Below are 10,378 nucleotides of genomic sequence, written 5' to 3' on the forward strand. Positions count from 1 at the left end.
GCCGGGCCGGGTCCCGGGTCATGCCCTCGGGGATCCGGTCACGGTGTCGTCTGGTCATCGTTGCGTCTCCTGATCACTCAGGTGTTGCAACGACCCCTAGAAACCACCGCTTGGGTGGGGGCTGGAGCCGTTGGGGCACCGCTGTTCTCGTTGGAGCCGCGTTGCCAGGGCGAGCGCGGTTTGTATAGGCGGACCGGTATCCCGGTGGCGGCGGTGACACGGCCCGTGCAGGCAGCCCTGGTCCCAGGTCAACGAGCGCCGGCCTGGTCGGTGAGACGAGGCTGGCAACGCATGGGCAGGGGCCCCGCTGATGGCGTCCGGGATCCGGCCGCGGTGCTGTTCGGCCACGGGTGCGGCTCCTGATCACTCAGGTGTTGCCACGACTCCTAGGAACCGCCGCTGGGTGGGCGCCATGGCGGTTGCCGGGAGCGGCCGGCCGGTGTCATCATGCGGGCATGATCTCCAGGAAGGACGACGCCACCCCCATTCGGTGAGCGCGGCTGTCGATCGGCTTCCGTTTGCGGCGCGGATGCGTGCGCTGGCGGAGCATGCGTTGCTGTTGACCGAGGCGGAATATCGGTCGGTACACAGGGAACTGGACTCCGGGGACGGCTATCACCGACATCTGGCGCTGCACTATGCGACGGTGCGGCGGGATGTTGTCGAGGTGGTGCGGGCGCTGGGCGACCCGGTGCTGAGGCGTAGGGCGCTGGCGGCGGCGCGGAGGGTGCCGGTGCCGGATGAGGTGCTGGCGGAGCTGGTTGAGACGGCGCCGCGCGGGGATCGGGTGCTGGTGTACGGGCTGCTGAAAAGGATCGGGCGGCGGTCGCTGGCGGATGCGTTGCTGCCCAAGGTGTTCGAGCGGCGCGGGCGGGTGGAGGCGTCGAGGCTGCTGCCGGCGTGCTCGCCGGGGATGGTCGAAGAATGGCTGCCGAGAACGGGTGCGGACCTGTCGGTGCGGCAACAGCTGGTCAAGACGGCGCCGAAAGTGATGGTGGCGGTGATCCGCGCCGAGCCAGGGAAAGCGGCCAAGCTGCTGGAACGGCTGGTGGTGCGAGAACCGGAGGCGGTGGGCGAGTTTCTGGCCGAGAATCCACGCCTGTGCCGGACGGCACGGCTGGCAGTGGCGGCGCTGAGGTCCACATCGGACCCCAAGAAGCTGTGGCCGTATATCCGGTTCGACGAACGGGCGCGGGTGCTGGCCGAGCTGCCGGAGGAACAACGGCGCGGGCTGATCGACCAGTACAGCACGGTGGACGAGATAGCGACGCTGCCGCTGGGCGAGCGCAGGGAATACGTCCGTGACCGCAAGGAGTTCATCGGTGCGTTGCCGTTCGCGGAGGTTGCGGAGCAGCTGCTGGACGCGGTGAACAACGGAGACCGGGCGTCGGCGTGGAGCGAGTTCCTTGCCTGTGCGGTGAGAAATGGCGACGGCGCGATGTTTGCTGACGCGGTGGCGCACACGGAGCGGGCCTGGACGGACTGGCACTTCACGCGGACGGCGGTGCTCGAACAACTGGCGTCTGCGCCGAGGAGGCTGCTCGACGCGGTGCCGAAAGTGTTGTGGCAGCGGATGATCGACGTCATGTCGGGTCACCTCGACCAGCCGCCGAAGAACCGAAGGGCGCAGCGCAGGCTCAAGGAGCGGATCGGCGTGATGACCGAGCAACAGGCCGTCGAATTGGTGGCCCGAGATCCTCGGCACGGCCTCGAACCCGAGGTCTGGGCGATCATCGCCGGCCGCCGCACCGATCTGGTCGACGACGTCCTGAAGATGGGATGGCCCGGGCCGACCAGCAAAACCGGGCGGTGGAATCTGGTACAGCGGCTGATCTACGAAAAGCAGGCGGCCCGGCTGGCCATGGACAACACGGCCGAGCTGACGGCGCGGGTCGAGGCGGCCAAGATGGTGCACGACCAGGGTGTCCTGATCCACCTCCTCGACCGCGCGCCGCAACCGCTGGCGCTGGCTGCCCTGCGTGGCATCACTGCGGAACACGTGCTGGTGCGCTGTGTGCAGGCCCGCCGAGGCCCGATCTCAAAGCTGGCTGCCCGTCGGCTGGCGGATCTCGTCGACGGTGAGCTGACGGCGATATCCGTTGGCGGGGAAAGGGAACAGGCCCGGCTGCTGGCCGAGACCCGACCGCCGACGGCGGTAGGCCGCCTGCTGAGGTTGTGGCAGCACGGTCACCGTGACCTCAGGACGGTCGCGATGTCCTCGCTGGTCACGTTCCTGGACGAGGACCCGCGAGTGGCCCTGGCCGTGGCGGCGGCTTTGGCGGACCACGATGACGAGATCCGGCAATCGGTGCTGCGTAAACCGGTGGTCGGCCTGACCCGCGACCAGTCGGTGACCTTGGCCCGCCTGGTGGTCGATGCGATCCCCCACGGACAGGAGGACGTGATCGGCGCGTACGGCAAGCTCTGGCGGCTGGCGCCGGACGGTTTCGACCGCGTGGTCGAGCATGCCGGCAAGCCCGGCCTGTCCGCCGCCGTAGTGAGCACACTGTGGGCGGCAGCGGACACGGAGGCCGGCGACAGGGCCGCAATGGCCGTGCTGGCCAGGATTTCCGGCGAGACCGACTGGCTGCGGGCCTTCCGGTCGGTGGCGTTCCGTAGCCGCTCGACGGACCTGGCCCGCCGCTACGTCGACACGCTCCAACAGTCCGGAATGGTCCGCTTCGCCGTCGACGCGCTCACCATGACGGCGATGCGCAGCCTCGATCCAGCGTGGTGGCGCGAACTCGTCGCGCTCATAGGCGATCGGCCGGATCGCATGTCCAGCAGGAGCTTTGTGCGGCCGCGAGAGTGGAACGAGGCGTCGGCGGAGGTCATTCTCACCGAACTGCAAGGGATCGGCGGCTACGTGCCGACCCGCCTCGCCCTGCAACTGGTCCACATCGGCGGCGCTTCAACGAATTGGGCGCAGCCATGGCCGACACGGCTGGCCGAACTCCGGGCGCACGAGGACGAGGACATCCGGGAACTGGCGGCGGCCGTGCCCTATCCGTCGTAGCCGATCAGACGCAGGTCCGGCGGTACCGCCGGCGGCGGCCCGGACCAAGGGCAGGGTGAGCGTGGGTCCACAGTGCTCGGTGTGTTGCCGAGAGACCGGAAGTATTGGTCAGGATCCTGGCCGGCCGGTGGCTGGCCCGCCGCTGATCACCGCCGGCTGGGCGACGGCCGTCGTCTCGACCGCCGTTTTCCTGCTGGCCGGCGGCGTGGCGTGGGTGGTCGTCAGCGCGCCGCCGCCGGCCGCGGCCCGGTGACGCTGGTGAGCAGCCTGAACGGCGCCTGAAGATTCTGCTCTGATCGGCTCAAGGGGGTTGCCTTCGCGCACCAGGGCGACTTCCCTTGAGCCCCTCGAAGGCCCGCCCCGGCCCCGGTACGGTGCTGGGGTAGCCGAGGCGCATCGGAGGGGTCCTGATGTCGTTGGCCGGATACCCGGCGCGCGTGCCGAGCTTTCTCGTGCAGCTGCTGCGCCGGGGTGCGCCGGTGATCGCGGCGACGCCTCGGGACGTGCCCGACCAGGTGGTGGACCCGACGCCGGTGCCGGGCTGGCAGCGGATTTCGGCCATGTGCTCGGCGGAAAGCCAGCCGGAGCCCGATTCCCTGATGGCACGGGCCTGCAAGTATGTGGTGCTGGTGCCGATGGTGTACCGCTTCGTCGTGCTGCCGGCGATGCTGTTCCCGGTGCTCGCCTCCGGCCACACCGGCCTCGGCCTCGCGGTGGGCCTGGTGCTGTTCGTGTTGAACGCGGCGACGATCGTGTGGGCGCTGCGGGTTCCCAGCGTGCTGAACGAGTCGATGCGGGGGCTGCTGATCACCGACTCGGCCATCGCGGTCACGGCGAATCTCGTGGTGGGCTACCTCGATCCGTCGGCCTCCGCGCTGACCTGGACCCATCTGGTCGGCTCCGTCGCGTTGTGGACGGTCGCGTGGGGAATCCCCTTCGGACTGTTGCTGGCCGCGCTGAGCGTGCCGATGCAGGCGGCGATGTCCCTGCCGGTGATCACGGTGGTCGGCAACACTTTGCTGCTCGGCGTCACGATCGTGACGTCGACCGGGGCGCTGCTGCTGGTCGGCCTGGGCACGAGATTGGCGTTGGGGCTGGGCATCCGGCGTGGGCGCGAGGCCGAGGCGGCCAAGGTTCGGCGGGAGCTGCACGACACCGTGTTGCAGGCGTTGGAGGTCATGGCCTTGCCCGTCGCCGGCGACGATCACCGGACGGTCGAGCTGCGCGGCATCGCTCGGGCCCAGGCGATGGAACTGCGGCGCGGGCTGGCCGGCGAGCCGGATCTGCCGCATCCGACGACGATCGGCGAGGATCTCACCCTGCTGGCCACGGAAATGGCCCGCGAGGGGTTGCGGGCCCAGCTGGTGTTCTCGGAGGTCGACGACAGCACCATGCCGGAGGCGCGGCGACGGGCCGTCCGCGACGCGGCGCGGGAAGCCTTGCGCAACACCATGAAGCACTCCGGCACGAATGTGGCCGTGCTGCGGATCGAGGAGCGCGATGGCGGCATCGCCGTGATAGCGCGAGATCACGGCAGTGGGTTCAGCGACGCCGATCGGCCGGCCGGCTTCGGCATCAGCGAGTCCATCGCCGCCCGGCTGGCCGAGGTCGGCGGCCGCTCACAGGTGCACTCCCAGCCCGGCCGGGGAACTCGGGTGACGTTGTGGGTGCCCCGGTGAAGGTGACCGCCGCGTTGTTCGTGGCGCTCGTGGTGGCGTTGTTCGTGGACGTGCCGCTTGCCCAGGCCGCCGGCTGCGCCACCTCGACCGAGGTGTACCAGGATCCGCCGTCGTGGGCCCAGAAGCTGGTCGACCCGTCGCGGATCTGGTTGCTCACCAGGGGAACCGGACAGACCGTGGCCATCGTCGGCGCCGGGGTCGATGGCAGCAACCCGCAGTTCGGGCACGACCAGATGCTGTCCTCGGACGATCTCGTGGCACGCCCGGGCGGCGTCGCCGACTGCGATGGCCGGGGCACATTCGCCGCCGGCATCATCGGCGCCCAACCCGATGACCAGACCACTTTTGTCGGCCTCGCACCCGGTGCCCGCCTGCTGCCCGTTCGCTACACCGCCGGGTCCGGCGACGCCAACCCCGGCGACCCCGGCCGTCTCGCCACTGCGATCACCCAGGCCGTTCATGCCGGCGCCGGCACCATCCTCGTCGACATACCGACCACTGTGGACAGTCCGGCCCTTGACGACGCCGTGGCCGCCGCCCTCGCCGCCGGCTCGGTCATCGTTTCTCCCGCCGCCGGAACCCAGCAGGGAATCGTCAGCTATCCCACCGCGTTGCCCGGTGTTCTCGCCGTCGGCGCCGTCGACCGCAACGGCGTCGCCGTCCAGACCGAAGCCGGCGACTACATCGACATCGCCGCCCCCGGCGCCGATCTCGTCAGCACGTCGGCCGGTGGTTTCGGCCATTCCTGGCCCATCAAGGACCCTTCCGCTGCCGCCGCCTACGTCGCCGCCACCGTGGCCCTGCTGCGGTCTCATCAGCCGACCGCCACGCCGGCTCAGATCGTCAATCGCCTCACCCTCACCGCTTCCCGGGCCTCGGGCGGCGGACGAGATCCCCGGCTGGGCTGGGGTCTTGTTGACGCCTACGCCGCCGTGACCTCGCAACTTCCTTTGACTGCGCCCGGTCCGGGCGCTTCCCCCGCCGGCGCGACGCCGCCGGACCTGGTCCCGGCCGCCGCCCCCGTCCAGCCGCCGATCAACGCCCTGGTCGGCGGACTGGCCCTCGGTGGCGTCGGGCTGGCCGCGCTGGCCGGGTTGATCACCCTGACGATTCGGCGTGGCCGAGAACGGGGCTGGAAGCTCAGCCGTTGAGCACCATGGCCAGCAGGTTGTCGACGAGCCACGCGCGATAGCGGTCCACGGGCCAACCCTGTTGCCGTCGCAGCAAGTTGTGCACGTGCGGCGACATGAGGGTGTGCAGCACGTCGGCGGCGGCGTCAGGATCGAGGTGCGGGCGGAGCAGGCCGTTGTCGAACCACGCCTGGGCCAGCGTGAGCATGTTGGCCCGGTTGGTGGCGGCGCCGCGATCGCAGAACTCGCGCATGTCGGCGTCGGCGCCGGAGGACTCGACGGCGGCCATGATGAGGTCGCCGGCCCGTTCGAGCAGGGCGGTGCCGAAGGTGACGCAGAGCGTGGCGGCGAGGCGGGGATCGGTCTCGGTGAACAGGTCGGTGAAGGCGGCGCGGTCGGCGATCGTGACCGGGAGCTCGTCGCCGGCGGTCGCGATGTCGACGACCTCGTTGAACAGCGCGGTTTTGGTCGGGAAAGCGGTGTAGACGGTCCGCTCGGCGACGCCGGCCTCGGCGGCGACCTGGCGCATGGTCGTCACGCTCACGCCCCGAGCCACGAACAGGCGCGCGGCGGCCGCCCGGATCAGCCCCCTGGTCTGTTCGGCCGTCTCCGCGCGCCGGCGGGACCGGTAGGGGCGCTTGACGTCGTCACTCATCGGGCGCACTCTATCATCTGTTAATGCAGTGCCGCTGCATTGAAATGGAGGGCCCGGCCATGCCGCGACTCAGAGGCATCCACCACGTCAAGTTCCCGGTCAGCGACCTCGCTGTCAGCCGGGCCTGGTACGAGAAGGTCTTCGGCTTCGAGGCGACACTCGAGTTCCCCGACGAGGACGGCGTCGTCCGTGGCGTCGCCGGCACGGCCAAGGGCCTTGGAGAGTCCTTCCTCGGCCTGCGCGAGAACCCCGACGCCGCCGCCGGCTTCCGGGGGTTCGACCCGGTCGGCTTCGGCGTCGAGGACCGGGCCGCGGCCGAGGAATGGGCCTCCCACCTCGACAGACTCGGCATCGAGCACTCGCCCGTCATCGACGCGACAATCGGCTGGATCCTGGTCTTCCATGACCCCGACGGCACCCAGATCCGCCTGTGCAGCTTCGCCGAGCACGGCATCGACCAGACCGGCCGCAAGGGCTACGGCCGGACGGCCGATGCCTGATCGGCCCACCCCCGCCTGCCGAGCTCTGTCGCATGCGGTCCGCAGGTGGCGTATGGAGGCAGCAACGACGCGCATATGAGGCTCGAATGTGCGGGAAACCGTATTTCGGTGTGCCGATGGGCGGGACTCGCGGGGGGTGTCAGGGCATGAGGGACAGGTAGGAGCGGGCGGCCTGGTCGTCGCCCTGCTGGTAGTTGGCCGAGCTGGACCGCACGCCGGCCGACAGCGCGGCCGCCCGGTCGGCCTGGGCGGTGATGCGCGCGGCGAGGACCTCGACCAGCTTGGTGTTCACCTCAGCGGCCTGCTGCGACTGCGGCAGGCCGCCGAAGGCGGACGGGGCCGGACCGGGGGAGCCGACCTCGCCCTGAAGGGACCGCAGCCGCTGTGCCTGTGCGGCGAGTTCGGCGGCCACCTGGTCCAGGGCGCGCGGGGCGACCCGGAACGAGGTGGGAGTGGCGCCGCCGGTTGAGGTGCCGCTGGTGACCTGACGGCTGGCGGTCCGCGCCTGGTTGAGATAACCCCGGTAGGCGCCGTTCGTGTACGTGGACCATGGCCGGAAGTTGTTGCCCTGTCGGGAAATCGCGTACGCGTGCCGCGCATTGGTCGCCGGGTCGGCGTTGGCCTGCGCGTTGCGCAGGGCTTGCTCGGCGGCGGTGCCGTGACCGGGGTTGAGGGACCTGATCTGCCACAGCCCGACGGACGGGCCCCAGGTGCCGGTCTGGAGGTTGACGTCGCCGTGAATCCCGGTCTCGCCATGGGATTCGGCCAGGGCGACGGCGACGGCGGTGGTGAGGGAGTCGCCACGGAAGCCGGCGGCGTAGGCGTGTTGGGCGATCTCCCGGGCGGTGATGGTCGGCACGGTCAGAAGTCCTCGCCGATCACGGACGGGGCGACGGCGGAGGATTCGCCCCACACGTCCTCGGTCTCGACCAGCCACGGCGGGATCCGGCGTCCGCCGCCCATGTCGTTGGCCCCGGCCCCGTTCATGGGCATCATGGGCATCATCGGCGACATTGCCTTGCTGCCGGCGGCATCCGCGACGGCCGCGCCCAGTGCGCCGCCGGCGAGATCGGCGGTCGGGGAGCCGCCGCTGGAGACCATGCTCGTCGGCACGGACCCGGGCACACCGCCGCCACCTGCGCCTGTCGCCCCGCCGCCGCCGGCGCCGCCGGGCAGCTTCAGCGACGAGTCGCCGAGCTTCGCGCCGGCCGGCGTGGCCGTGGACTTCTCGTCGTTCTTGGGCTTCGCGAAGCCGGGAACCTTGGGCATGATCGACCCGAAGCGCCCGAACGCCGCCGCCGACGCGGCCGCCAGCCCGGCGGTGAACATGCCGCCGAACAACGGAGATCCGCCCTGCTGAGCGTTCGTGGGCACGCCGCCGGCCGGCAAGGTCGTGGTGGTGCCGGTGGCGGTGTTGACCCAGGACGTCGACACGATCGGCGCGCTCACCGCCCCGCCGGACTGGGTGGTCGTTGGCGCGGCACCGGACGGAACCTGCTCAGCGTTGGGAGAAGGCGGGATCGACTGCTGCGCGGTGGTGTAGTCGCCGGCCAGGGCCTGCATCACCATCACGGCCTCGGCGTGCGCGGCATTCGACGCCGCCACGGCCGACTGCTGGTCCCGCACCTGGGAGATCGCGGCCGCCTGCTGTTGCTGCATCTGCGCCACGACCTGGGGCGGCGTGTCGGCCTGCACCTGGATCTGCGTCGTGGCAAGGGACATCACCGACGGCGACACCTGCGGCACGTTCACCGGCTTGGGCATCTTGGCCCGTGCGGTGGTCAGCGCCTCGGCGGCGTCGTGGGTGAGGTCCCGCATGGCGAACGCGGTCTCGGCGACCTTGCGGATGCCCTCGGAGAGATCGCCGATCATCGACTGGTACTGCTGCGCCGCGCCGCCCTGCCACTTGTCCTTGAAGCCGGACAGCTGCGACTGGAGGTCGTTGGCCTTGTCGTGCAAGCCCTTGCCGGTCGTGTCCCAGATGTCGGCGGCGTCGCCGACGGTGTCCGGGTCGCTGGCGAACAGCATCGCGTAGAGCTGCTCGTGGCTGTACTGGCCGAAGTTCGTGTGTGGGGTCATGTCCATGTGGAGTCACCCTGGCTGTCCGCGTAACCCGTCGTGACCTGCATGCCGCTGGCGAGATCGTCGTCCAGCCGCTCGTAGCCGATGGCGACGGTCTTCGTCACGTTCTCGGCGAACTCGATCGCCTGCCGCACCTGGTCGAGCAGGCCGTGCATCTCCGCGACCGCCGCCTTCGTGCGCTGCGCCAACGTGAACGCCTCGCCGAAGTCGCCGAGCAGCACCGGCGCCGAGGCCAGCTGCGTGAGCTGGTCCATCGGGTTGCCCATGCCGTCCAGCTGGGTCTGCAGCTCGCGGGCGAAGTCCGTCAGCGACTCCAGATGGACGGAGAACGACTGGTCCCACATCCCTGGTCAGCTCCCCAGATTCGTCAGTTGTGGTGAACGCGCGCCGACGGCGGCGGGCCGGCGCCGGCCGGACCGCCGCCGCCGGAGGTCACGCGAAGTACTGCGTGTTCTTGTTCTCCAACGCCAGCTGGAGGTCGTGCGCCTCCAGCACCTTGCCGCCGAACTGTCCGACGATGTTGGCGATGTCGTTGGTGGCGTTGCGCAGCCGCGTCTCGGCCTGCTCCGAGGCCTGGCCCGCGGAGCTGCCCGAGGCGTACCAGGTGGCCTTGATCGGCTGCAGCGCCGTGTGCAGCTGGTCGAGGTACTCCTGCAGCGCCTTCGCCTTGGCGGCCAGGGTCTGCGAGCTGACCTGGAGTGCCGCGAAGTCGACGCTGATCTGGTCGGCGGTCATCGTGTGCTCCCTCGGGTCAGACCGACGCGCCGCCGGTCAGGCGGCCGAAGACCGCCCCGCCGGCGTCGACGTTGTTGGACAGGCTGGTCAGGCTCTGGGCGACCGTGCTGTCACCGCTGCCGTAGTTGTGGAAGCTCTGGTTCACCAGGTTGGACATGGTGTCGAGCTCGGTGCTCGCAACCCGCATCTTGTCCTGGAGCTGCGTGTGCAGCTGCCAGAACGCGGTGGCCTGGCTGCCCTGGTAGTGGCTCAGCGCCGAGACCAGGTCGTTCTCCAAGTCCGACATGGTCTTCTTGGCGTTCGCCGCGCACTCCTCGAAACCCTGGACCGCTCGCGTCATCGCCGCTGCGTCGGCCTTGAAGCCGGGGCTGCTCACGGGCCACCTCCTCTCGCTCGACTGCCTTCTGGTCACCGCTAACGCTAGGAACAGCGAGGCTTCGAGCAAACGGCACAACTGACAGGTCGAGTGACGGCACAATTACCCGCAGCGTTGAATGGCGCCGCCTCCGGCGTCGCGGGGCTCGGCACTGTGCTTGACGCCGCGCGTCCCGCGCGGGGCTCGGCCCCTCGTGACCCCTGCC

The 10,378-nt window shown here is 70.2% G+C and carries 11 protein-coding genes and 1 pseudogene; 5 read left to right on the forward strand and 7 right to left on the reverse strand.

Features of this window, described 5'->3' with window-relative positions; genetic code table 11:
- Window positions 1-140: 140 nt before the first annotated feature.
- Window positions 141-261: pseudogene (locus AB0M73_RS37485) on the reverse strand (IS30 family transposase); the annotation flags it as partial.
- Window positions 262-529: 268 nt separating this feature from the next.
- Here AB0M73_RS37485 and AB0M73_RS37490 point away from each other — a divergent pair.
- From AB0M73_RS37490 to AB0M73_RS37505, 4 genes are all read left to right on the forward strand, one after another.
- Complete coding sequence (locus AB0M73_RS37490; protein WP_363901450.1) at window positions 530-3,016, forward strand: hypothetical protein; 2,487 nt, start codon at window positions 530-532, stop codon at window positions 3,014-3,016.
- 127 nt (window positions 3,017-3,143) lie between these two features.
- Window positions 3,144-3,269, forward strand: coding sequence for a hypothetical protein (locus AB0M73_RS37495; RefSeq protein ID WP_363901453.1), 126 nt, complete (start codon window positions 3,144-3,146; stop codon window positions 3,267-3,269).
- Window positions 3,270-3,426: 157 nt separating this feature from the next.
- Window positions 3,427-4,695: an ATP-binding protein gene (locus AB0M73_RS37500; RefSeq protein WP_363901456.1), complete on the forward strand. Its 1,269-nt coding sequence runs from the start codon at window positions 3,427-3,429 to the stop codon at window positions 4,693-4,695.
- Window positions 4,692-5,846, forward strand: coding sequence for a S8 family serine peptidase (locus AB0M73_RS37505; RefSeq protein ID WP_363901459.1), 1,155 nt, complete (start codon window positions 4,692-4,694; stop codon window positions 5,844-5,846). The genes AB0M73_RS37500 and AB0M73_RS37505 overlap by 4 nt, the downstream gene beginning before the upstream one ends.
- Here the strand turns inward: AB0M73_RS37505 and AB0M73_RS37510 are convergent.
- Window positions 5,836-6,480, reverse strand: a complete 645-nt coding sequence (locus AB0M73_RS37510; RefSeq protein ID WP_363901462.1) for a TetR family transcriptional regulator — start codon at window positions 6,478-6,480, stop codon at window positions 5,836-5,838. The two genes, AB0M73_RS37505 and AB0M73_RS37510, sit on opposite strands and share 11 nt — an antisense overlap.
- A 59-nt stretch (window positions 6,481-6,539) precedes the next feature.
- Between AB0M73_RS37510 and AB0M73_RS37515 the strand changes: the two genes are divergently transcribed.
- Complete coding sequence (locus AB0M73_RS37515; protein ID WP_363901465.1) at window positions 6,540-6,980, forward strand: VOC family protein; 441 nt, start codon at window positions 6,540-6,542, stop codon at window positions 6,978-6,980.
- A 139-nt stretch (window positions 6,981-7,119) separates the two neighbouring features.
- Here the strand turns inward: AB0M73_RS37515 and AB0M73_RS37520 are convergent, their stop codons facing one another.
- The 5 genes from AB0M73_RS37520 to AB0M73_RS37540 all read right to left on the reverse strand — a co-directional run bounded on the left by AB0M73_RS37520 (window position 7,120) and on the right by AB0M73_RS37540 (window position 10,173).
- Entirely contained in the window at window positions 7,120-7,839 is a 720-nt protein-coding gene (locus tag AB0M73_RS37520) for a hypothetical protein (RefSeq protein WP_363901468.1), read from the reverse strand.
- Window positions 7,840-7,841: 2 nt separating this feature from the next.
- Window positions 7,842-9,065 (reverse strand): WXG100 family type VII secretion target, encoded by a 1,224-nt coding sequence (locus tag AB0M73_RS37525; protein ID WP_363901471.1) that lies wholly within the window; start codon window positions 9,063-9,065, stop codon window positions 7,842-7,844.
- Complete coding sequence (locus AB0M73_RS37530; protein WP_363901474.1) at window positions 9,056-9,406, reverse strand: hypothetical protein; 351 nt, start codon at window positions 9,404-9,406, stop codon at window positions 9,056-9,058. The genes AB0M73_RS37525 and AB0M73_RS37530 overlap by 10 nt, the downstream gene beginning before the upstream one ends.
- 88 nt (window positions 9,407-9,494) lie before the next feature.
- A complete protein-coding gene (locus tag AB0M73_RS37535) occupies window positions 9,495-9,797 on the reverse strand; it encodes a hypothetical protein (protein ID WP_043723824.1) in 303 nt (100 codons plus the stop codon).
- 16 nt (window positions 9,798-9,813) lie between these two features.
- Window positions 9,814-10,173 carry a hypothetical protein gene (locus AB0M73_RS37540; protein WP_363901478.1) on the reverse strand — a complete coding sequence of 120 codons (360 nt, stop codon included), beginning with the start codon at window positions 10,171-10,173 and terminating at the stop codon, window positions 9,814-9,816.
- Window positions 10,174-10,378 lie beyond the last annotated feature (205 nt).

Origin of the sequence: Kutzneria sp. NPDC051319, from assembly GCF_040682195.1 — a bacterium.
In the GTDB taxonomy this organism is placed as follows: Bacteria; Actinomycetota; Actinomycetes; order Mycobacteriales; family Pseudonocardiaceae; genus Kutzneria.

Excerpts from the sequence above, each read along its gene's own strand:
- AB0M73_RS37490 (WP_363901450.1), top strand. The coding sequence starts at position 530 with ATGCGTGCGCTGGCGGAGCATGCGTTGCTGTTGACCGAGGCGGAATAT.
- AB0M73_RS37500 (WP_363901456.1), top strand. The coding sequence starts at position 3,427 with ATGTCGTTGGCCGGATACCCGGCGCGCGTGCCGAGCTTTCTCGTGCAG.
- AB0M73_RS37510 (WP_363901462.1), bottom strand. The coding sequence starts at position 6,480 with ATGAGTGACGACGTCAAGCGCCCCTACCGGTCCCGCCGGCGCGCGGAG.
- AB0M73_RS37515 (WP_363901465.1), top strand. The coding sequence starts at position 6,540 with ATGCCGCGACTCAGAGGCATCCACCACGTCAAGTTCCCGGTCAGCGAC.
- AB0M73_RS37525 (WP_363901471.1), bottom strand. The coding sequence starts at position 9,065 with ATGGACATGACCCCACACACGAACTTCGGCCAGTACAGCCACGAGCAG.
- AB0M73_RS37530 (WP_363901474.1), bottom strand. The coding sequence starts at position 9,406 with ATGTGGGACCAGTCGTTCTCCGTCCATCTGGAGTCGCTGACGGACTTC.
- AB0M73_RS37535 (WP_043723824.1), bottom strand. The coding sequence starts at position 9,797 with ATGACCGCCGACCAGATCAGCGTCGACTTCGCGGCACTCCAGGTCAGC.